Raw genomic sequence first — 22,294 nt, 5'->3', positions numbered from 1 at the left:
GCTGAAATTAACCGCCGGCGATGGAACAACATCGACGAAATAATTTCCGGGCGATCGGCAGGAAATGAACTTATTTATTTTCTGGGACTCTGTAATTAGGCGGTAAATTTATGTGAAGTTGATCGCAGATATAAACACTGTTAGGGTAAAAAAGGGGAGCAGGTCAATTTCATCAATTATGACGATGAGCCGCTCCATTTATTCACCAGTAGCCACAGCAGGCGTCAACAGGTTCGGTTGTACATTCTGTCAGCAGACAGTGCAGGCAAACCTGCTACGCTTGAAATGAGGAGCACAGCAATTCACCGCTCCTGACGCACGTTGCGAATGGCTTTGCCATTCGGCGAAGAGACGTGCATTCAAGGCGGAGTAGCAGAGGAAAAATATGCTTAAAAGGAAAAAAATAAAGCCCATCACCCTTAAGGATGTGACCATCATCGACGATGGTAAACTGAAAAAGGCGATCACCGCGGCCTCTCTGGGCAACGCGATGGAGTGGTTCGATTTCGGCGTCTACGGCTTTGTGGCCTACGCCTTAGGTAAAGTCTTCTTCCCCGATGCCAACCCAAGTGTGCAGATGATTGCCGCACTCGGTACCTTCTCCGTTCCATTTTTAATTCGTCCGCTGGGCGGCCTGTTCTTCGGGATGCTGGGCGATAAATACGGTCGGCAGAAAATTCTCGCGATAACTATCGTGATCATGTCGATAAGTACTTTCTGTATCGGCCTTATTCCTTCGTATGCCACGATAGGTATCTGGGCGCCGATCCTGCTGCTGCTGTGTAAAATGGCGCAAGGCTTCTCGGTCGGTGGTGAATATACCGGGGCGTCGATCTTCGTCGCGGAATACTCCCCTGACCGTAAACGCGGGTTTATGGGCAGCTGGCTGGACTTTGGCTCCATCGCCGGGTTTGTGATGGGGGCCGGCGTGGTGGTCCTGATCTCCAGCGTGGTGGGGGAACAGAACTTCCTTGAGTGGGGTTGGCGTATCCCGTTCTTCCTGGCGCTGCCGCTAGGCATCATCGGCCTCTATCTGCGCCATGCGCTGGAAGAGACCCCGGCGTTCCAGCAGCATGTGGACACCATGGAGCAGGGCGACCGTGAAGGTCTGCAGGACGGGCCGAAGGTCTCTTTTAAAGAGATTGCCACTAAGCACTGGCGCAGCCTGCTGACCTGTATCGGTCTGGTGATTTCCACCAACGTGACCTACTACATGCTGCTGACCTACATGCCGAGCTACCTGTCGCATAACCTGCACTACTCGGAAGACCATGGGGTGCTGATCATCATCGCTATCATGGTCGGGATGCTGTTTGTACAGCCGGTTATCGGTATGCTTAGCGACCGTTTCGGCCGTCGCCCGTTTATCCTGATTGGTAGCGTGGCGCTGTTTGCCCTGTCGATCCCGGCCTTCATTATGATCAACAGCAACGTGACGAGCCTGATCTTCGCCGGTCTGCTGCTGCTGGCGGTAGTGCTGAACTGCTTTATCGGGGTGATGGCCTCCTCGCTGCCGGCGATGTTCCCGACGCACATCCGCTTCAGCGCCCTGGCCAGCGCCTTTAACATCTCGGTGCTGATTGCCGGTCTGACGCCAACCCTGGCGGCGTGGCTGGTGGAGACCACCCAGAACCTGATGATGCCGGCATACTACCTGATGGTGATCGCGGTGGTGGGTATGGCGACGGGCCTGTCGATGAAAGAGACGGCTAACCGTCCGCTGAAAGGGGCGACCCCGGCGGCGTCGGATATTCAGGAAGCGAAAGAAATCCTTGGCGAGCACTACGATAACATCGAACAAAAAATCGAAGATATCGATCAGGAGATCGCCGATCTGCAGGCAAAACGGTCGCGTCTGGTGCAGCAGCATCCGCGTATCAACGACTAACTGTTTTCACTGCTAATCATGCCGCCTGGGGAAACCCCGGCGGCATTTTTTATGCCTCCGGCAAGGCCAGACCGTGACGACGCTGTTGGCTAAGTTTACGGTACTGCTGCGGCGGCATCCCCACGTAGCGGGTAAAGGTGCTGTAGAAGCGGCTGCTGGAGCGGAAACCGGCGGTGAGGGCGATATCCAGGATGGTCTTGTCGGTATCGCTCAGCAGCGCCCGCACGTGATTGATGCGCATGGCGGTAATGTACTGCTTCATGGTTTGCTGCATCACTCGCTGGAATACCCCCATCGCATAGTTCGGGTTGAGCTTAACGTGCTCGGCGACGGCATTGACGGTCAGCGCCTGGTCGTAGTGGGCGGCGATAAATTCCAGCATCTGGCTGACATAAAACTGCGCATGGCGCGAGACGCTGTTCTTATGAGTGCGCGAGGTTTTGTTGACCAGAATCGGCTGCCAGCCGGCGAGGCTCAGCCGCTTCAGCATCAGGGCGATTTCATCGATCGCCAGCTGGCGAATCTGTTCATTGTCGTGGTTCAGCTCCTGTTGCCAGCGGCGCACCTCGAAGGCGCTCAGCTGCTGGGCGGCGAGGGATTTAATCACCATCCCGTGAGTGACGTGGTTGATCAGCTCCCGGTCCAGCGGCCATGAGAGAAACAGATGCATCGGCAGGTTAAAGATCGCCATCTGCTGGCAATCCCCCGGGCGGGTCAACTGATGCGGCGTACAGGCCCAGAACAGGGTGATATAGCCTTTCTCTATGCGCACCACTTCGTTATTAATCAAATATTCCACGTCGCCATCGAACGGCACGTTGACCTCCACCTGGCCATGCCAGTGGCTGGTAGGCATGGCGTGCGGCGGGCGCAGCTCGATATCCATACGCTGATACTCAGAGTAGAGCGCCAGCGGGCTGCGGCTCTGCTTTTCATCGCTGCTGCACATAAAGGGATCGGGGGGCAGGGAGGTGAAGCGGTATTCCATCGTTAGCGTATTCCTGAATTGTCAGAGTGGCTGCATTTTTCGCCAGAACTGACGACAGCTTAGCGGAAGAATCGGCCCATTTTCTCTCCTTTTTGCGCAATCTGTTCCCGAAAACTCAGATTTTGTGGCGCTTAATGGCCGATCTGAGCTTTCGGGAATGCTCCGGTGGGAACAGGGCAGCGCAACGCTGAACGGCGTGCCACTCTGCAAGGGTTCAATGACCAGATGGAGAGAGCGTAATGACCGCCCCAAAAATTACCTTTATCGGCGCCGGTTCGACGGTGTTCGTTAAAAATATTCTCGGTGATGTTTTCCAGCGCCCGGCGCTGAAATCGGCGCATGTCGCGCTGATGGATATCGATGACACCCGGCTGGAAGAGTCGCATACCGTGGTGCGCAAGCTGATGGATTCCGTCGGCGCGAAGGGCGAAATCAGCTGCCATCGCGATCGCAAAACCGCCCTGCAGGGCGCTGATTTCGTTGTGGTCGCCTTCCAGATTGGCGGCTATGAGCCCTGTACTGTCACCGATTTTGAGGTCTGTAAACGCCATGGCCTGGAGCAGACCATCGCCGATACGCTGGGTCCGGGGGGCATTATGCGCGCCCTGCGTACCATACCTCACCTGTGGGCTATCTGCGACGACATGACCGAGGTCTGCCCGGACGCCACCCTGCTTAACTACGTCAACCCAATGGCAATGAACACCTGGGCCATGTACGCCCGCTACCCGCATATTAAACAGGTTGGCCTGTGCCACTCGGTGCAGGGAACGGCGGAAGAACTGGCGCGCGATCTTGACCTCAACCCGGCGGATTTACGCTACCGCTGCGCCGGGATTAACCATATGGCGTTCTATCTCTCGCTGGAGAAAAAGCTCGCCGACGGCAGCTATGTCAGCCTCTATCCCGACCTGCTGCAGGCCTACGCCGATGGGCGCGCGCCGAAGCCTAACCTGCACGGTAACCCGCGCTGCGAAAATATCGTCCGCTATGAGATGTTCAAAAAGCTCGGCTACTTTGTGACCGAGTCATCGGAGCATTTTGCCGAATACACGCCATGGTTTATCAAGCCGGGCCGCGAGGACCTTATCGCCCGCTATAAAGTGCCGCTGGATGAATACCCGAAACGCTGCGTCGAGCAACTGGCCAACTGGCATCAGGAGCTGGAGAGCTATCAGCGCGGCGAGCGCATCGAGGTGAAGCCATCCCGTGAGTATGCCAGCACCATCATGAACGCCATCTGGACCGGCGAGCCAAGCGTGGTGTATGGCAACGTACGCAATGACGGCCTTATCGACAACCTGCCGCAGGGCTGCTGCGTGGAGGTGGCTTGCCTGGTGGACGCCAACGGCATTCAGCCGACCAAAGTGGGCGCGCTGCCGGCGCATCTGGCGGCGCTGATGCAGACCAACATCAACGTGCAGACGCTGCTCACGGAGGCGATCCTCACCGAAAATCGCGATTACGTCTATTACGCCACGATGATGGATCCGCACACCGCCGCGGTGCTGGGGATCGAAGAGATCTACGCGCTGGTGGACGATCTGATCGCCAGCCACGGCGACTGGCTGCCGTCCTGGCTGCATCGTTAATCTTCTCATGCCGCCGGGGGCAACGACCCTGGCGGCGTCCTGCATGCTCTATCAAACACTGAAGGAGGCGCTGGCGACAGCGACCTGTACCCTATGAGTATTTCAATGACAACAAAGCTCAGCTACGGATTTGGTGCCTTTGGTAAAGATTTCGCTATCGGTATCGTCTACATGTACCTGATGTATTACTACACCGATATTGTTGGACTGTCGGTTGGGGTGGTCGGCACCTTGTTTCTGGTGGCGAGGATCCTCGATGCGATAGCCGATCCGATCATGGGTTGGATCGTCAACTGTACGCGATCGCGATGGGGGAAATTCAAACCGTGGATCTTGATTGGCACGATAACCAACTCGGTGGTGCTGTATATGCTGTTCAGCGCCCATCACTTCTCCGGCGGGGCGCTGCTGGCATGGGTGTGGCTGACCTACCTGCTGTGGGGGTTCACCTACACCATCATGGATGTGCCGTTCTGGTCGCTGGTGCCGACCATTACCCTTGATAAACGCGAACGTGAACAGCTGGTGCCGTATCCACGCTTTTTCGCCAGCCTGGCGGGATTCGTCACTGCCGGCGTCACGCTGCCGTTTGTCAGCGCCGTGGGCGGCGCCGACCGCGGTTTCGGTTTCCAGATGTTCACCTTGGTGTTGATCGCCTTCTTCGTGGTTTCCACCCTCGTCACGCTGCGTAACGTCCACGAGGTTTACTCCTCGGATAGCGGCGTGAGCGAGGATGCCAGCCATCTCTCACTGCGCCAGATGGTGGCGCTGATCTATAAAAACGATCAGCTGGCCTGCCTGTTGGGCATGGCGCTGGCCTATAACACGGCGGCGAATATTATCGCTGGCTTTGCGATTTACTACTTTACCTACGTGATTGGCAGCGCGGAGATGTTCCCGTATTACATGTCCTACGCCGGCGCGGCGAACCTGCTGACGTTGGTGCTGTTTCCGCGGCTGGTGAAAGGGCTGTCGCGGCGCATTCTGTGGGCGGGCGCTTCGATCATGCCGGTGCTGGGCTGCGGCGTGCTGTTGCTGATGGCGCTGAGCGGGGTCTACAACGTCGCGCTGATTTCGCTGGCCGGCGTGCTGTTGAATATCGGCACCGCGCTGTTCTGGGTGCTGCAGGTTATTATGGTGGCCGATACCGTCGACTACGGCGAATATACGATGAACATCCGCTGCGAAAGTATCGCCTATTCGGTGCAGACGCTGGTGGTGAAAGCGGGCTCGGCGTTCGCGGCCTGGTTTATCGCCATCGTGCTCGGTATCATCGGTTATGTGCCGAATGTGGCCCAGTCGTCCCAGACGCTGCTGGGGATGCAGGCGATTATGATTGCGCTGCCGACGCTCTTTTTTGCCCTGACGCTGTTTCTCTATTTCCGCTATTACAAGCTCAACGGCGATATGCTGCGTCGCATTCAGATTCACCTGCTGGATAAATATCGCCGGGTACCGGAAAATGTGGCTGAGCCGGAACGGCCCATTGTGGTACCCAACCAGGTGTAAAAAGCGTTCGAAAACAGCTGACGAAAGAGGGGAGGGATACTCTCTTTTTTGGACAAAAATGAGCGTTGAAAGCGGATGAAAAGAGAAAACGTATTTCTCTAATTTGTCTCAAAATGTTTTCTATCTAGGTTCGTGAAGTTGTTATTTGCTCCAATTGTTCTCAACTAAAACTCGGATTTGTCTCTTTTTCGTGCTCTTGCGCTGCTTTTTAACTCTTGCTACTCTTTTTGGTGTTACATTTTTCTCTTATTTGTCTCAGTGATGGAGCAATGCAATGCGCATTTTTATCGATGATGGTTCAACCAATATCAAAATGCTGTGGGAGCAAGATGGCGAAACTTTCACCCATATCAGCCCCAACAGTTTCAAACGCGGCTGGTCTGCCACCTTCGGTTCCGGGAAGCCCTTTAACTACACCGTGGATGATGAAAAGTACTCATTCGACCTGATCACTCCCGATGCGCTCCCGACCAATAATATTGACTGGCAGTACAGCCCGTTGAACTCCATCGCTGTCCATCACGCGTTGCTGACCAGCGGTCTTGAGCCACAGGACGTCGAAATAGTCGTGACGCTGCCGCTGACTGAATTTTATGACGAGGATGCGCAATATCGCCTCGACAACATTGAGCGTAAGAAAAAGAGCCTGCTGCGCGAAGTTAAGCTGAATAAAGGCGTGGTGTTCAACATCACCAAAGTCACCGTGCGCCCGGAATCGATTCCGGCGGGCATTAGCCTGTGCGATGAACTCAAGCCCTCCCATTCGGTGCTGATTATCGACCTCGGCGGCACCACGCTCGATATTTCGATGGTCGCCGGGCAGATGACCTCGGTTTCGCGCATCTACGGCGACCCGAAGCTGGGCGTATCGCTGGTGACCGACGCCGTTAAGCTGGCGCTGGCGCGGGCGAATACCGATACCTCAAGCTATAACGTCGACCAGATCATTATCAATCGCCATGACGAAGCGTACCTGACCGATAACATCAACGATCCGGATGCGGTTTCTGAGGTGAAAAAGGTGATCACTAACAGCATCGAACGTCTGACCACCCGCGTCCTGACGGCTATCGATAGCTTTAAAGGCTACTCGCATGCCATCGTGATTGGCGGCGGCGCGCCGCTGGTTGCCGATGCCATTCGTGAACGTATGGGCCTGCGTGAGGACCGTTTCGTGGTGGCTGAAGAGCCGCAGTTCGCCCTGGTGCGTGGTCTGAAAATTATTGGCTAAGGAGCGTCTATGACTCTGGAACGCAGAAAAGTGCTGATTTACCTGCGCCCGGATATCAGCGCCAGCGAGCGCTTCGCGGACGCAAAAATTGAGGCCCACCATCGCGGCGACCGCGGCGATATGTCGCGCACGGCGCTGCTGGCGGGGCTGGCGTTAGGGGAAGTCGATAGCCGCTTGCCGTCGATGCTGGCGGCGCTGCTGGCGGAAGACACGAAACCGGAAACGCTGCGCAAGATGCTGGCCTCGTTCCTTGAGATCCAGCCGGCCTCTTCCGCCCCGACAGCCGCACCAGCGGCCGCCCCGGCTAAGGCGCCGGAGCCGCCCGCGCCGGTCAGCGAGAGCGTTTCGGCGCGCAACCTCGCCGGTTCGCTGCCGGACTAAGCGCTATTCGCGGTTTGCGCTATCCGGGAAACTCCCCGGCTTGCGCTGCGCTTAGCCGGGCTACTGTTTACACTGTCCGGTAGCCCGGGTAAGGCGGAACGCCGCGACCTGGGAAATTCCCCGGCTTGCGCTGTGCTTAGTTTGTAGGCCGGGTAAGGCGTAGCCGCCACCCGGCATACAGGCGGCTCCCTGGCTGTGGCCATGCCCGGCGGCGCTACGCTTGCGCGGGCCTACGGATCCAGTGCAATGGTGGACCTGGTCCGGTAGCCCGGGTAAGGCGGAACGCCGCGACCCGGGAAATTCCCCGGCTTGCGCTGTGCTTAGTTTGTAGGCCGGGTAAGGCGTAGCCGCCACCCGGCATACAGGCGGCTCCCTGGCTGTGGCCATGCCCGGCGGCGCTACGCTTGCGCGGGCCTACGGATCCAGTGCAATGGTGGGCCTGGTCCGGTAGCCCGGGTAAGGCGGAACGCCGCGACCCGGGAAATTCCCCGGCTTGCGCTGTGCTTAGTTTGTAGGCCGGATAAGGCGTAGCCGCCATCCGGCACGAAGGCGGTACGCCGCCACCCGGGATGTCGCCCTATCCGTGGGCGAGAAAGCGGGCCAGGCGCTGCTGCAGCAGGCGATTTTCGCGGGTCAGCCGCGCGTTCTCATCCAGCAGCGTCAGCGCCACCGCAATCCCCGGCCAGTCCAGCTCCAGCTCGTTACGCAGGCGCACCGCGCGATGGACAATCGTCACCGCGCTGTCGTCGAACAGCCAGGCGTCCGCCTGCGGCTGGTGCGGTTCAATCATGCCTAAGCCGACAATCTCCGTCAGCTCCTCTTCCGACACCCCGGTACGCAGGCACAATTCGGTAATGGTAAACGTCACTGTTACTGTAGCCATCAGGCTTTCCCCCATGTCTTACGCGGATCGAAGCTGGCTTCGGCGGTGGCCAGCTGTTGCCAGAGCTCACGCGCTTTTTCATCTGGTTTTGGCGGCATCACAATTTTAATAACGGCGAACAAATCGCCGGTGTGGGTTTTGCTCACCAGCCCTTTGCCCTTGATACGCAGGCGCTGCCCTGCCTGGCTACCCGGCGGCACCGTCAGCAGAATGCTCTCTTTCAGGGTGGGCACCGTGACTTTGGCGCCCAGCGCGGCCTCCCACGGCGCCAGCGGCAGGACGATCTCCAGGTTATGTCCCACGATGTCGAACAGCGGGTGCGGGGCGATGTGGATCACCAGCCACAGATCGCCGTTCGGCCCGCCGTTTTCGCCCGGCGTCCCCTGGCCTTTCAGGCGGATGCGCTGTCCATCGGCCACCCCGGCGGGGATCTTCACATTCAGCGTTTTCGGCGTCTCGCTTTCGATCATGCCGAACACGTTATACACCGGCAGGTTATAGCTGATGGTGCGGGTCTGCTCAGCCAGCGTCTCTTCAAGGAACACCGCGACCTCGATCTCCAGGTCGTGGCCGCGCGACGCGTGCTGACGGCGACGCTGATGCGCCTGCTGGCCAAACATGGAGGAGAAGATGTCGTCGAAATCCTGCTGGCTGTAGCTCTGCTCGTGGGTCTGCTGCTGGCGACCGAACCCGGGATCGTTGCGATGCTGCCAGAGCTGATCGTATTCCGCGCGCCGTTGCTCATCTTTCAGGACTTCCCAGGCTTCGGCGAGATCCTTAAATTTGGCTTCGGCATCGTTTTCTTTACTGACGTCGGGGTGGTACTTGCGCGCCAGGCGGCGGTAGGCGGTCTTGATGGTTTTCAGATCGTCGGTTGGTTGCACCCCGAGAATGGCATAATAATCCTTCAATTCCATGCTGTTATCTCATCTATGCTCAGTGCGGTGGTTACATATTCCCTGGATCAGGCGTCTGTATAAAGCGTAGGGCAAATGCGCCCTGAAGGGGAAGAAAAGTGGCGGAAACTTGACGCCGTCGGGGTCAACGGCGTCGTGGGCGCAGCTAGTCTTTCACCTGCGGCCGCGGACGACGGCGCCAGCCTGCGAACAGCACCAGTAGCGCGCCGATGGCGCCGGCCAGGCGCGCAATGCCGTCGCCGGCGGTGGGAAACAGCTGGCGAAGGGTAGGGTCGCTGACCAGCATTGACCCGGCAATCCAACCGATGAGCATCCCGCCCAGCAGCACCACCGCGGGAAAGCGAGTGAGCAGGGCCAGCACCAGCTTGCTGCCGGCGACGATAACCGGAATGCTGATCGCCACGCCGAGGGCGACCAGCGCAATGTGCCCTTTGCCTGCGGCGGCTACCGCCAGCACGTTATCCAGCGACATGATCACATCGGCGACGGTGATGGTGACTGCGGTGCGCCACAGGCTGCCGGAGCTGGCAACCTCGCTCTCGTCCTCCTCATTACTGACCAGCCTGATGCCAATCCACAGCAGGAGCAGCGCGCCGACTATTTTCAGCCACGGCAGCGACAGGAGATACAGGGCGATCGCCAGCAGCAGGATGCGCGCCAGGATGGCGCCTACGGTGCCGATGACGATCGCTTTGGTGCGTTTTTGTGGCGGCAGTTTGCGACAGGCCATGGCGATCACCACGGCGTTGTCGCCGCCCAGCAGTAAGTCGATGGCAACAATCTGCAGCATAATCACCGCCATGTCCCATTGTTGAAGAAACGCATACATATCGAGAGAAACCACCTGAAATAAATACCACGAAAAGCCGTTGCGCCGGGGGCTCCGCCCGGGGAGCGTTGACCACTGGCGCCGGTCCGCGCCGTCGCGCGGGAAACCTGAGCCTGAAAAATAAAGTTACGAATCAACGCGTCGTCGGGCAAGGCTTCGGCGAAAAAGGGTGATATTTTGTCATACAGACTCACCTGCTGTTCACTTATCGCAAGGATCCCCACTATGTCTGGCCACAAGAAATACCTCTCTGTCGCCCTGCTGAGCGCTGTCTTACTGCCGGCGATGGCTTCTGCCGCTGACGCGCCGGCGACTTTCACCGCGGAACAGGAGGCGCAAATCGGCAAAATTGCCGCCGATTACCTGGTCGCCCACCCGGAAGTTCTCCTGCAGGCAAGCCAGAAACTGCAGCAAATTCAGGCTGAGCAGCAGGCCAGCGCGGCCACCCAGGCGGTGTTGAAGAATGCCGCCTTGCTGACTCAGGATAAAAATACCCCGACCTACGGCCCGGCCAACGGCAAAGTCACGGTGATTGAGTTCTTTGACTACCAGTGCGTCTACTGCAGCCGGCTGGCGCCGGTGATGGAGCAGGTGATTAAAGCGCATCCGCAGACCCGCTTCGCTTTTAAAGAGTGGCCTATCTTCGGCGGCCGCTGGGAAAGCTCGCTGGAAGCAGCGAAAACCGGCCTGCAGATCTATCAGCAGAAAGGGGCGGATGCCTATCTGGCCTACCATAACGGGATCTACGCCACCGGACATAACGAAGGCAAGCTGACGACGGCGGATATCCAGCAGCAGGCGAAGAAAGCCGGCTTTGATGCGAAGAAGGCCACCGACGTCGAACCGGTGCTGCAGAGCATTAACGACCTGGCGCAGGAGATTGGTCTCAGCGGCACGCCGGGCGTGATCGTGATGCCGACTACTGGCGCCACGGAAGCCAGCATCACCGTCTTCCCAGGGCTGGCGGATAAAGCCTCGCTCGAAGCCGCCATTAAAAAGGCCGGCGGCTGATCGGCGGCGTCGTTACCCAGTCAGGGCCGCCGGGGGCGGCCCTGCTATCATTCCTGATCCCTCTCCTCGGGCGGCGGCAGCGCGTGGCTTTTTAAATCAATAATCTGGCCAATGTGATCGTGGTAAACGGTCAGCAAATTATAGCGACTCATTTCGGAGATGATCTGTGGGGCGACGTTAAAGCTGCTGGCCAGCTCCTCATCTCGCAGGGTAAGCACCGCGGTGTGACGCCGGGTATGGGCGCGGCGTCGGTTATAGTGGTACCAGAGGATCAGCAACCAGCCGTTCAGCGCGGCAATCAATAAATACACCAGCGCCGTATTCAGGGAGTCCATCAACGATGACCAGCGCGGGGAGGGCGGCGCGATGAACTGCATCAGCAAATTGGCGTAGAGAAAGAACAGAAAACCGAGCCAGGCCAGCAGCGTTAAGCCGGCGTCCACCAGCCGGGGCAGCACGCGGTGTTCGGTTAAGATGAGCGTATTTTCATTCATCGCAGGCTTCCTTTTCCCCGGTCCGGGCTCACCCAGCGCGCGCGGGAACGTTGACGTTTCAACATCACTTTCGGAAAAGCGACCAGCGTGGTCAGCAGGCCGATCATCCAGTAAACCATCGGGAACCAGATCACCCAGAACAGGGATTTGGCGACCTTTTTCTCATAGCGCCGTTCGATATACAGGCTGGCGACGAACTGCAGCAGGCACATCAGGCCGAGCAGCATGCCGGTGAACTCAGGCGGAAACAGGCTGTGCACTGTCAGGTTGTCCGGCAATGGCATCAGGCGGCTGAGGATAAACAGCAGGATGGTGACCGCGTAGGCAAAGGCCCACAGCGTGGAGCAGGCATACTCCAGAAACAGCGGCCACATCCGATGATGCTGCCAGTGAAACAGGCGGCGCAGGTTGACCAGAAAGACTTCGGCTCCCCCCTGGGCCCAGCGCAGACGCTGCTTCCATAACCCTTTGAGGGTCTCAGGCATCAGGATCCAGCACAGCGCCCGCGGCTCGAAAAAGATGTCCCAGTGGCGGAGCTGAAGCTTCCAGCTGATATCAATATCTTCAGTGATCATATCCGGGCTCCAGTAGCCGACGTCCGCCAGAGCCTGACGCCGGAAGGCGGCGATCACGCCGGAGACAGTAAAGACCCGGCCATAGATCCGCTGCGTCCGCTTGATAAGGCCAATGATCGACGAGAACTCCCCTACCTGAATGCGGCCGATCAGCGTGGATCGGGTGCGGATCCGCGGATTGCCGGTGACCGCCCCGACGTGCGGGTAGTGGATCAGCGGGGCGACCAGCCAGGCCGCGGTATCCCGGTCCAGCAGGGCGTCGCCATCGATGCAGACCAGCAGATCGCCGCGCGCGGCGGCGGCGCCCGCTTTGAGCGCCACCGCTTTTCCCTGATTGGCGGCCAGGTGGATCACCCGCAGCCTTGGCTCCTCCTGCGCCAATTGCTGCAGCACCTGGGCGGTGTTGTCCGAAGAGCCGTCGTTAATCGCGATCACTTCGAGGTTGGCGTAACGCTGGGCCAGCGCCGCGCTGATGGTCTCCCGGGCGTTTTTCTCCTCGTTAAAGCAGGGGATCAGGATCGAGATCAGCGGATTGCCCGGTAGCGACGGCGGCGGGGTATCCTCCCCCCACGGCCAGTGGCGCTCCAGCTGGAACCAGAAGTACAAACCCCCGGTTATCCATAGCACCGACATAAACAGCGGCCAGAAAAAGACAAAGTCGAGGATAAGCTCGCCGGTAAACGCCGCTGCGACGCCTAACGGCAGCCCGAAAACGAGGCATAAAATGCACAATGCGATAATGCGATCAGTCATGGTCAGGGTACCACCAGGAAGAAAATTGCGGTCTGATACGGGAGATATCTGGCTGATTGTTAATGAAATCGTCTGGGTAGTAGCCGTAATTTTTGACGCCGTTTAGCCGCAGCAAATGCATCCAGTCCGCCAGCTGTTGGTCGGGAATGGCGTTGTGTTGGCGTCGGTTCCAGTCTCTGGCCTGTAGCTCAAAGATGGTTTTCTTCAGCGCGCCCGGGCGGCGGGCGACGGCCTGCACCAGCCGCGTCAGCCAGGCCTGGCTGGCGTCAATCGGCACGGACTCCATCAGCGGCATCGCCATGGGGACCGTCCAGTCATAGGCGGCAAGGAAGTCATCCAGATTTTGCGCAAACCAGGCTTCGCTCTGCGGCTCAAGGATCGGCAGGGCGAAGAGATTACGCGCCGTTTTTACCTGCGGGCCGCGGATGGCCTGCACCGACTGGCGCAGCTGCAGAGTGAAGCGGGTCAGGGTTTGGCTTTTGAAACGCATCCATGCCTGGCGCTCTTGCGGACTTTGGGGCACCGGGCCGGCATCGTGCGCCAGGCCACTCTGCCGCCAGGCGGCGACCCCCTCCGGGCTCACGTCTTCAAAATCGGTCAGCACGGCGTCGTCGTGGAACAGAATCCCGCTGAAGCTGGCGTGTCGGGCCAGATCCTCATAGATGTCGGTGATCTGCTGGCGAACCCGGGGATCCCAGGGCGACAGGCGGACATAGGGCTGACGGGCAAGTAACGCCTTCCCGGTTTGCGGATCCCAGCGCTGAACGCGCGGCAGATCGGACGAGAGATCGAAGGCCAGCACCGGCATCCAGGCATAAACCTTCACCCCGCCGCGGGTCTGTAGCTGCCAGGAGACGAAGTTAAACAGGTCGGCGCGCATCGGCAGCCAGCGGTTGGGGAAATAGAGCGACTTGACCGTGCCGTCACCCTGCGGGTCGGAGAAGGCCTGCAGAAAGACGTGACTGATTTTCATGTCATAGACGCGCTGCACCAGCTTATCGATATTCTTTGCCTGCTGGACGGGATTGGGGTCATAGACATAGTCCAGATCCACATGCATCACCCGAACAGGATCGGCTTCCTGAATCTGCGCCACTGCGTTGGCAAAGGCCTTGATCGACGGGTTACCGGCGATCAGCATGCGCGGAATATTATCCAGATCCTTTACGTTGCCCAGGCCGTCGTTCAGCGTAAACGCCAGCTGATACCCCTGCTGTTTGGCGATAGCCAGGGTGCTGCCGCTGGCGGCGCCGTAGGGCCACACCCAGGCGCGCGGCGCTTTCCCGGCGACGTCGTGGATTTTCGCCGTCACTTTCTGCACGTCATCGGCCATTCGCCGGGTAAACTGCGCGTCGCTTTCATAGCGGCCGGTGGTTTTGTCCCAGCCGCGGTTAGCGGCGGCGGGCTCGCGGCTGCCCTGCGGATTGGCCGGCAGGCCGTAGTGCGAGGCCCAGGTGTGCGCGCCGATCTCCACCAGCGGCGAGCGACTAAGCTCGCGCACCATCTCCCAGGTGGCGAAGCGATCGCGCTGCGTCATCAGGCCGCCAAAATTAACGGGCTGGTTGGCGGGGGTGTCCACCCAGCTGCCCACCGGCGCCCACAGCGCCGGAACGTTCCAGGCTTTAAGCAGCGGCCAGACGCGAGTGTAAAAACTGCTATAGCCATCGTCGAAGCTGAGAAGAAAAGCCTTAGGCGGCAGCGGCTTAAGGCCATGATGCGCGTCCAGAATGTCCTGAACGCTCACGGCATGGTAGCCGTGATGCAGCAGCCAGGCGATCTGCTCATTAAGCGCGCTGGTACGCACCGAAAGATAACGTTGGTCGGCGGCGTCGTCTTCGACGTCATGATAGGCCAGCACCAGAAAGCGATCCGCCGGCCAGGGGTTATTGGCCTCCAGCTGGGGTCGTTGCTGCGGGGCGAGGAAGGGGACCTCCTCAGCACGCACGCTGAAGATAAGGCACAGCCAGCCGAGAAGCATCAGGCCGTTGCGCAGGGTCGTGTTCAGCATGGTCATCCTTAAAACCGTATGTTTGCATCAACAGTGATAGCGAGGTTGTTTTCACGTTTACCGTCGTAGGGGCGTTTGTCCCAGTTCAGCATCACCCCGGCGTCGACGAGGTTGTTCCAGCGCAGACGCTGCCCGTAGCCCAGCGTCGTTATCGCGCCGGCGGCGTGATTTTTTTGCCAGTAGCTGCCGCCGCCGGCGAGCAGCTGCTGACTCCAGACGGTGTCATACCGCTGGTAAAGCGTGTGATCGACCGCCAGCGCCGCGGTGGCCGCGAGGTCGCGGGCCGGACTGTAATACGCGGTGTCGGTGCGGCTATTGGCGCTGGCCGACAGACCGGGCTGCAGATCCAGCGTTAGCCACGGGGTCTGCCAGAGGCGCTCTTTACCAGAGAGGGTGTACTCCTGACGACGGTTGTGGTCGGTAAAGCGGCTGGCGGCCGCGCTGACGCGGTACTCCCGACGCTCGTTTTGATACCAGCGCAGCCAGCCTTCGCCGCGGTTGGCGCTGACGCCGTTGCGTAACGCGCGCAGCGGCGTCTGCTGCGAAATCCGCTCAAGCTCGCCGCCCAGCTGCCAGCGATCGTTGACGTCGTGCGCGGCGGAAAGGCGGACGCCGGGCTTATTCTCGCCGTGAAAATTGACGCTGGAGAGTTCAAGTTCTCCCCAGGCGTCGCGCGGACGCCATTCAATACCGGCGAACAGCTGGCGACGGCTGCCTTTCCCCTCTTCAAAATTGCCTTGGGCAAAGCGGTGGCCGCCGAACAATCGCCAGCTGTCGGCTATCGGCGGGCTGTAGATCGCCGTCTCAAAACTGAGGTCGTGGGTACCGCTCACCGGGTTGTCGGAATGCAGCCCTTTGCCGACGCTCAGGCGCAGCTCGGAGAAATGATGGATGTCGCGGGCTCTGGCCAGGCGCTGGGTATTCAGATCCCGTGGCGAACGGGCGATAACGTCGTCGGTCAGCAGATCCATCTGCCGCCACTCCTGCAGATCGAGGGCGACCCAGGCCTGCTGGCGCTCCAGCTGCAGGCTGGCGGGCTCCAGGGCTTCCGCCGCTTTCAGCTGGCGTTCGGCTGCCCGCGGCAGCCCTCTGTCCTGCAGCAGGGCGGCATAGTCGATCTGCAGCCCCTGGTTGCCGGGGGCCGTCGCCGCCAGGCGCTGCATGCGGGCTTCGGCCTGCGGCAGGGCGTTGGTGGCGGAGAGATAGTGCACGTTAAGCGACTGCGCGGTGAGCCAGTCGTCGTTCGGCTGGGGCGTCGGCGAGCCGTAGAGATGACGGATATAGGGCGCATTCCGGGTGAGTCGGGCGACATACCGCTGCGCCGCCGGGTACTGAGCGGTGTCCAGCAGGGCGTAGAAAAGCTCATGTTCTTCATTCTGTTGGCTCGTCAGCCACGAGGGATGCTGATGAATAAGCGCCAACGCGGGCTCAATCTGCTTAAGCGCGATATAAGAGGAGATAACCCAGCCGATGGCCCAGTCGGGAACCGCCTGCTGCTGCGCCATCAGGCTTTGGTATTCGCGGATAACCTGCGCGTAGTCTGCGTTGGCGTACAGCGCGCCCAGACGGTCAATGCGCGCCCGGATGATGTCCGGGGCGGCCTGTGGGTCGGGACGCCAGGCGGCGATCATCGCGTCGTATTGCGCCAGCGCCGTGCGGGCCAGCGCGTAACGCGCATTTTCTTCACGGGAAGGCGTATCGGCAAGGCGCACCAGTTCGGCGGCGGCGTTCAGCTGCAGGTTGCGCTTTTCCGCGGGCGTCAGTTCGACGCTATTCGCGAGGCCGAGGGCGGGGGAGTCGATCCGGTTGCGGGTCAGGGTCGCCATCAGGCTCGCCAGCGCGGCTTTATTCTGCGGTTCGCGATCGAGGATCTGCGTGTCCACCAGCAGCTGGTCCCAGCTCTTGCCAAGCCGCAGGTAGACATAAGAGAGGGTCTGCAGGTGGGCAATGCTCGCCTGCTCCGCCACCAGGCGACGCGCTTCTCTGAGCGCCTCGCCGTCCTTGCGGGCATCGGCCAGCGTCTTGATATAGCCGATACGATAGTCGTCACTGTCGGGGGCCTGGCTGAGAGCCTGCTGCCAGAGGAGGAGCGAGGCTTGCCACTGTTTCTGGTTGCGCGTTGCCTGCGCCGCGGCGGCGGTGCCCCGTGCGGGAAGCGGCATATAGACCTGATAGCGTCGCCAGACTTTCACCACCTCGTCGTCCTGGCCGGCCCAGAGGGCTACCTGCAGCCAGTCTGCAACCTGAGAAGGGGTTAAGGCATGCCGCAGCTGGTATTGCTGAAGATATGAGAGAAAGGGGGCGTACTGGCCTTGACGCGCTTGCAGGATCTGCTGGTCATAGAGCGAGTCCGCTCCCTGAACCAGCGTCGGGAAGAGCAAAAGCACACCGATTGACAGCGAGAGTTTCGTGTTGCGATTAAACAATAACGTATTTGAATAAGGTGATCTTTCCATTTCTATTTGCCATATGTTCATCAAGAATCCATTGCACAACACGACCGTCCTTTGACGGTGAGTTAAAGGATGAGGATGGTCCCATTTAGCTGACTGGCACTGCGGGTGAATGACTTATTGCAAAGTAATAAACATATCTCCTGTGGATAATTGAATGGATAATTTATACCCGATACCGCAGCGGATAAATATGCTTAAATGACGAACTGCGTTTTAAGATAAATCTGTAAAAATGGTTTAATTCGAATCGCCATGTTGAAGCGATTTCCTTTAACTTACTGAAATAAATAAAAAATGGAGTTGGCTGAAATTTTGTTTTAATTTTGTTGGGTGGCTTATATTGCAGTGAAGAGAAAGGTTTTTCATGGATATTTAAGATGATTTCTGACAAAAATTCTCAATAGCAAAAAAAGCATCTTTTCTGTGGGATTTTTTTATTTATAATTAATCCGTTTATTTTCTGTCCGCACCCAGGGAGGTTTTTCACAGCCAGATTCAGATGCCGCGCTAATGATAAATCACAGATCTCGTTATTTTTACCGCCATGCGGAGCGTTCCCCAGGGGCAAGGAAAACGTCTGGTTGACGAGAATTTGTTGATTAAATGTTAAAGGGAAGACTTGTGGCAAATTCAATGATATTAGTTACCCAGGATCACTATCTTTTTCAAGGAGTTAAGAATTTCTTTCCTGATATCATTCAGTTAGATTCTAGCGGAAAAGCGATTTTAGATAATGAGGTTGATGAACTCTCTCTGCTGGTTGATAGCCGTTCGCCGCTTTGTCATTACGATTATCTGGTCATGGAGGCGGCACAATCCAGAAAGCGAATATGCTGTATTGTCCTCGATATGCGCCATCGGGAAGAGCATTTACTCAGTCTGAAATCGTTTTTAAACATGTCATTATCACCCGCCGATATGGCGACCTTATTTGGGCTTTTTCTGGAGATGAAGAGCAAGCGGCTGACCAAAGAGTGGTTCGACAATCTGCGCTTAAGTATGACAGAGCAGCTGATGCTGCGTTTTCTTGGGGCGGGGATGACAATGGAGGAGGTGGCGGTGAATCTGAATACTTCGCTAAAAGGCCTTTACCGCAAGCGGACCGCGCTTTATGAGCGACTGGGGTTAGATAATTTTAATGAAGCCTGCTTATTTATCTTCAAAAATAAACTGCTGGACCAGTCCGGTCGATCGCCATAAGGCGTGGTTGTACAGGGAACAGGTGATATCGCAAGGTATGTGACGATGGAAATGTAATAAATTAAATAGATATTGATAGGTACAACCGTCGATACCAGTCGGTATCCAGGGCGGCGCCCGGCATATAATTCCGGAGCTCTTTGGAAGTAATTACCGCCATGGCGGTTTGCTATGCACAGCGATTATTATAATGATTATATTCCTTGCGCCGCAGAGGAATAGTTTTGTCATAAATTAACTCTACCATGGTATTCCGACTCACGCGTCGGAATACCATGAGATATCGTGAAAGCATCAGAGGAGCGAGGTGGATGAGAATAAGGGACAGTATTGCGGAGCGGTTAGAAGCCTGTGGGTTCTACCGTCGGGCGGCATCCAGATGGATTGAGGTGATGCAGCGTTGCCTGGACGATGAGGACCGAGAGTGGATCCGTCATCATCGCAATCAGTGTCTGAAAAAGGCGCAACGTCCGCCGGCGCCGAAAGAGGAGTTCGCTGATCTCCACCAGGCGGCAAAGGAGACGCAGTATCGCATGGGCATTGCGAAGCCCTATGGCGAAGCGTTCAGGCTGCCCGGCAAAGGAAAAACCGCCGCCGAGTAATACCTTTCTTCACTGCGTTTGCGCAGACGTTTCATTGACCCCCAGGCCCGCGCAAGCGCAGCGTCGCCGGGCGATATACATCAGACGCCGTACCCGCGGTTATGCCGGATGGCGGCATCAATGCCTTATCCGGCCTACGGGTCCTCCCGCGGGCTCAAACAGCGCAGGCCCGCGCAAGCGTAGCGCCGCCGGGCGATATACATCAGACGCCGTACCCGCGGTTATGCCGGATGGCGGCATCAATGCCTTATCCGGCCTACGGGTCCTCCCGCAGGCTCAAACAGCGCAGGCCCGCGCAAGCGCAGCGCCGCCGGGCGATATACATCAGACGCCGTACCCGCGGTTGTGCCGGATGGCGGCATAAATGCCTTATCCGGCCTACGGGTCCTCCCGCAGGCTCCAACAGCGTAGGCCCGCGCAAGCGCAGCGCCGCCGGGCAGGGGATCATAGAGTGGAGTTCGATGAAAAAGTCCGGATGTAGAAAAGCAAAAACCCAGCCATAGGCTGGGTTCTCTGAATAAGTGGTGCCCGGACTCGGACTAACGCCGCAGGCGTTGAACAGCGCGCGTGTCGCGCTGGCCCCGAAGGGGTGAGCCGCTGTGCGGCGAATAATCGAACGCAGTTCGATGAAGAGTCCGGATGTAGAAAAGCAAAAACCCAGCCATAGGCTGGGTTCTCTGAATAAGTGGTGCCCGGACTCGGAATCGAACCAAGGACACGGGGATTTTCAATCCCCTGCTCTACCGACTGAGCTATCCGGGCAACGGGGCGCATTAAACCGTAATCCGCCCACCCCGTCAACCAAATTTCTTAAATTACTTGTCGATTGCTTATCTTTGCGGCAATTCCGCGTTCAAAGGCGCATTTTGACTCAATATCACTGCATGCCGTTATCGCCTTCACGGCTTTTCCAGCCGCTGGTGACGGAGATAACGTGGCGCAACCCGGAGATCAGGTAATCACCAATGACCTCTTCATCTTCCCGCGGCGAGCTCAGCGTAATTTCCGCATCCACGCCGTGACGATAGGCGCCATGATGGCTGAAAATAGTGCCGATATAACATTTTCCGTTCAGCCAGACCGGAATATAGGCCACCGTCTCATAGATATAGTTAACGGCAACGCCGCTGTAATAGTTGTCCGCCTCGTCGGCGGAGGCGCCGGGCGGAATGGGGCAGATCGGCGCATCGTTGTCGCTGGCGGGTTTGTCTTTCAGCAGGTTGCCCTGCATCACCTCCAGCGAGCGCAGCAGATCCGCTTTATCGCCGTCGCTCAGGCTGGGGGTCAACGGTTGGTCTTTCTCCGGGGAGCGGATGCTGTTCAGCGTATAGCGATAGCGAACCGTCACCGCGGGCGTCTGGCTGGCGGTGCTGAACGGGCGCAGCAGATAGAGATTATCTTCGCCAAACTGGCCGTTGTACCACAGGGCATACACCTGGCCGTTGATTTTGACCCAGTGGTTCCATTGGTTAGCCCCGCGGCCATTGATCGAAAAGAGGGCGCCGGGCACCCCGGCATCGAAATCATCGCCGTTATCACTGTCGCTATCGTTGACGGCGGCAAAATCATCATCGCCGCGCCGGAGCACCCCGGTGTAGCTGAAGAGCCCGGTGCCGCCCACGTAGCTGTCGATGATCAGATCGCGTTTGCCGTCGCCGTCGAGGTCGATAAGCGTAAAGCTGACTTTACCGTTTTCTGAATCTGCGCTAATTGCGGAGCGCAGAAACGCCTGCCACTCGTCATCGCTGATATCCGGGGACGGTTTGCTGGTCGTCACCAGGCTGTCATCGGCGTAAGTGAGCGTGAAGTCGGTAATATGGCCGGTTAACGGAAACTGCTCGGCGACCCGGTTTAGCGCCAGTTCCGGATCGCTTTTTTGCGCTTTCAGCACCGCGTAATACAGCGTTCGCAGGGCCAAGTTATCCGCTTCTTTCTGCTGCTTCGGGATCACCTGGCTGACAAAGGTCGGCAGCATCCAGGTGCCGCCCGGGGTGATTTCCCGGCACATACCGGTGCTGTACTTCAGGCTGGGAACGAAGGTTTTACCCTCCCAGACGCGCGTCTCGCCGGTTACGCAGTCGGCCATGCCCCGCTCTTTGTGCAGGAAGACCAGCGTGCCGTTGGCGTAGCTGGAGGCCTCGGTAGTGAGCAGCCGCGGTTTGCTCAACTGGGCGTTATCGACCAGCCACAGGGCATAGCCATCGTTATAGGGCGCTCGCCAGCAGAGCGCCTGCGCCAGCGAATGGGTTTTATCCAGCGCGGTGAGGGTGATCTGGCGCTCTGCCGCCGGAATGGCCGGGTTCTGCCAGTCTTCACAGCGCTGGTTCAGCAGCGGCGTCAGGGCGGGCAACAGCTTCTGGCGCTGGAGCATGCTCAGCGGTACAGGTTGCGCGTTGTGGATCACCGGCGCGGCGATGATTTCCGGGGCGGGGGCAGCGGGCAAAATGGCATCGTCGCCCGCGTCGCCTTTATCCAGCAGCGCGTCGGCGGTGCCGGTTCGTCGCTGAAACGCATCCATTTTACTCAGCACCTCGCGGCTGCCGGCGCTGGAAAGCGGCAGGTGCTGGCCGTTAAGCGTGAATTCGATTTTGCGCTGGTTCGCCAGGGCCTGCAGCACGGCGGAGGTCTGATCGCTGTCCAGACGGAAGTGGCTGTCATCCACGGCATCCAGCGAGCCGAGGTCCCGGTCGTCGATCAGCAGGCTGGCGGTGGAGTCGGCGGGGATATCGTGTTCGATCCGCGCGAAGGTGACCGTGGCGGTGAGGTGCTGTTCGCTGCCGGCGTTGCGGGTCAACAGCACGCTGACCTCGCCCATGCGGACGCCGTAACCCGCCGCCCGGCAGGTGCCAGTGTTATCGCAGGCGAGCTCCCAGTCTTTTTGCGCAAAGGAAAAACCTTGCAGGGGCGCCGCCAGCAGAGGTGTGGAGCACAGCCCCAGCCAGGCAGCCCAGAAGAACGCGCGCATATCAATCCCTGT

The 22,294-nt window shown here is 58.5% G+C and carries 17 protein-coding genes and 1 tRNA gene; 8 read left to right on the top strand and 10 right to left on the bottom strand.

Going from position 1 to position 22,294, the window contains the following annotated elements:
* Positions 1 to 385 precede the first annotated feature (385 nt).
* Positions 386 to 1,888, top strand: a complete 1,503-nt coding sequence (gene proP / locus ACOI7D_RS21525; RefSeq protein ID WP_023291673.1) for a glycine betaine/L-proline transporter ProP — start codon at positions 386 to 388, stop codon at positions 1,886 to 1,888.
* Positions 1,889 to 1,937: 49 nt separating this feature from the next.
* On the opposite strand, the gene melR is transcribed toward proP, so the two are convergent.
* Positions 1,938 to 2,876 (bottom strand): transcriptional regulator MelR, encoded by a 939-nt coding sequence (gene melR, locus ACOI7D_RS21520; protein WP_004206385.1) that lies wholly within the window; start codon positions 2,874 to 2,876, stop codon positions 1,938 to 1,940.
* Between the two features lie 239 nt (positions 2,877 to 3,115).
* On the opposite strand from melR, the gene ACOI7D_RS21515 reads away from it, so the two are divergent.
* The 4 genes from ACOI7D_RS21515 to ACOI7D_RS21500 all read left to right on the top strand — a co-directional run bounded on the left by ACOI7D_RS21515 (position 3,116) and on the right by ACOI7D_RS21500 (position 7,589).
* A complete protein-coding gene (locus ACOI7D_RS21515; protein ID WP_023291675.1) occupies positions 3,116 to 4,468 on the top strand; it encodes an alpha-glucosidase/alpha-galactosidase in 1,353 nt (450 codons plus the stop codon).
* A gap of 93 nt (positions 4,469 to 4,561) precedes the next feature.
* Positions 4,562 to 5,977, top strand: a complete 1,416-nt coding sequence (gene melB / locus ACOI7D_RS21510) for a melibiose:sodium transporter MelB (protein ID WP_044525156.1) — start codon at positions 4,562 to 4,564, stop codon at positions 5,975 to 5,977.
* 274 nt (positions 5,978 to 6,251) lie between these two features.
* Positions 6,252 to 7,208 (top strand): plasmid segregation protein ParM domain-containing protein, encoded by a 957-nt coding sequence (gene parM / locus ACOI7D_RS21505; protein ID WP_032454592.1) that lies wholly within the window; start codon positions 6,252 to 6,254, stop codon positions 7,206 to 7,208.
* 9 nt (positions 7,209 to 7,217) lie between these two features.
* The gene (locus ACOI7D_RS21500) at positions 7,218 to 7,589 is read left to right on the top strand and encodes a plasmid partitioning/stability family protein (RefSeq protein ID WP_017900087.1); all 372 of its coding nucleotides are present in this window, start codon (positions 7,218 to 7,220) and stop codon (positions 7,587 to 7,589) included.
* A 577-nt stretch (positions 7,590 to 8,166) separates the two neighbouring features.
* On the opposite strand, the gene cbpM is transcribed toward ACOI7D_RS21500, so the two are convergent.
* The 3 genes from cbpM to ACOI7D_RS21485 all read right to left on the bottom strand — a co-directional run bounded on the left by cbpM (position 8,167) and on the right by ACOI7D_RS21485 (position 10,218).
* The gene (cbpM, locus tag ACOI7D_RS21495) at positions 8,167 to 8,472 is read right to left on the bottom strand and encodes a chaperone modulator CbpM (protein WP_020481009.1); all 306 of its coding nucleotides are present in this window, start codon (positions 8,470 to 8,472) and stop codon (positions 8,167 to 8,169) included.
* Positions 8,472 to 9,389, bottom strand: coding sequence for a curved DNA-binding protein (cbpA, locus tag ACOI7D_RS21490; RefSeq protein ID WP_023291678.1), 918 nt, complete (start codon positions 9,387 to 9,389; stop codon positions 8,472 to 8,474). Before cbpA ends, cbpM begins: the two co-directional genes overlap by 1 nt.
* Before the next feature lie 145 nt (positions 9,390 to 9,534).
* On the bottom strand, positions 9,535 to 10,218 hold the full coding sequence (locus ACOI7D_RS21485; protein ID WP_064155498.1) for a TerC family protein: 684 nt from the start codon (positions 10,216 to 10,218) through the stop codon (positions 9,535 to 9,537).
* Positions 10,219 to 10,443: 225 nt separating this feature from the next.
* On the opposite strand from ACOI7D_RS21485, the gene ACOI7D_RS21480 reads away from it, so the two are divergent.
* Positions 10,444 to 11,229 (top strand): DsbA family protein, encoded by a 786-nt coding sequence (locus ACOI7D_RS21480; RefSeq protein WP_023291680.1) that lies wholly within the window; start codon positions 10,444 to 10,446, stop codon positions 11,227 to 11,229.
* 47 nt (positions 11,230 to 11,276) lie between these two features.
* Here the strand turns inward: ACOI7D_RS21480 and pgaD are convergent, their stop codons facing one another.
* From pgaD to pgaA, 4 genes are read right to left on the bottom strand one after another with little or no spacing between them, the layout of a single operon-like run.
* Positions 11,277 to 11,723 carry a poly-beta-1,6-N-acetyl-D-glucosamine biosynthesis protein PgaD gene (gene pgaD, locus ACOI7D_RS21475; protein ID WP_023291681.1) on the bottom strand — a complete coding sequence of 149 codons (447 nt, stop codon included), beginning with the start codon at positions 11,721 to 11,723 and terminating at the stop codon, positions 11,277 to 11,279.
* The gene (pgaC, locus tag ACOI7D_RS21470) at positions 11,720 to 13,051 is read right to left on the bottom strand and encodes a poly-beta-1,6-N-acetyl-D-glucosamine synthase (RefSeq protein ID WP_004206396.1); all 1,332 of its coding nucleotides are present in this window, start codon (positions 13,049 to 13,051) and stop codon (positions 11,720 to 11,722) included. Before pgaC ends, pgaD begins: the two co-directional genes overlap by 4 nt.
* A complete protein-coding gene (gene pgaB, locus ACOI7D_RS21465; RefSeq protein WP_109547575.1) occupies positions 13,044 to 15,059 on the bottom strand; it encodes a poly-beta-1,6-N-acetyl-D-glucosamine N-deacetylase PgaB in 2,016 nt (671 codons plus the stop codon). Before pgaB ends, pgaC begins: the two co-directional genes overlap by 8 nt.
* Before the next feature lie 8 nt (positions 15,060 to 15,067).
* Entirely contained in the window at positions 15,068 to 17,515 is a 2,448-nt protein-coding gene (pgaA, locus tag ACOI7D_RS21460) for a poly-beta-1,6 N-acetyl-D-glucosamine export porin PgaA (protein WP_162543100.1), read from the bottom strand.
* Positions 17,516 to 18,148: 633 nt separating this feature from the next.
* Here pgaA and ACOI7D_RS21455 point away from each other — a divergent pair.
* Both ACOI7D_RS21455 and ACOI7D_RS21450 read left to right on the top strand, forming a co-directional pair.
* Positions 18,149 to 18,715, top strand: a complete 567-nt coding sequence (locus ACOI7D_RS21455) for a helix-turn-helix transcriptional regulator (RefSeq protein WP_023291685.1) — start codon at positions 18,149 to 18,151, stop codon at positions 18,713 to 18,715.
* Positions 18,716 to 18,960: 245 nt separating this feature from the next.
* The gene (locus ACOI7D_RS21450; protein WP_306282833.1) at positions 18,961 to 19,317 is read left to right on the top strand and encodes a PerC family transcriptional regulator; all 357 of its coding nucleotides are present in this window, start codon (positions 18,961 to 18,963) and stop codon (positions 19,315 to 19,317) included.
* A 686-nt stretch (positions 19,318 to 20,003) separates the two neighbouring features.
* On the opposite strand, the gene ACOI7D_RS21445 is transcribed toward ACOI7D_RS21450, so the two are convergent.
* Both ACOI7D_RS21445 and ACOI7D_RS21440 read right to left on the bottom strand, forming a co-directional pair.
* Positions 20,004 to 20,079 (bottom strand) — tRNA-Phe (locus ACOI7D_RS21445).
* Between the two features lie 115 nt (positions 20,080 to 20,194).
* Positions 20,195 to 22,282, bottom strand: coding sequence for a DUF1176 domain-containing protein (locus tag ACOI7D_RS21440; protein WP_109546735.1), 2,088 nt, complete (start codon positions 22,280 to 22,282; stop codon positions 20,195 to 20,197).
* Positions 22,283 to 22,294 lie beyond the last annotated feature (12 nt).

It is taken from the genome of Klebsiella sp. C360, assembly GCF_048822415.1.
Classification (GTDB): Bacteria; Pseudomonadota; Gammaproteobacteria; order Enterobacterales; family Enterobacteriaceae; genus Klebsiella; species Klebsiella quasipneumoniae.
The sequence above is the reverse complement of the archived record's forward strand: the minus strand, read 5'-3'. Positions and strand labels throughout refer to the sequence as shown.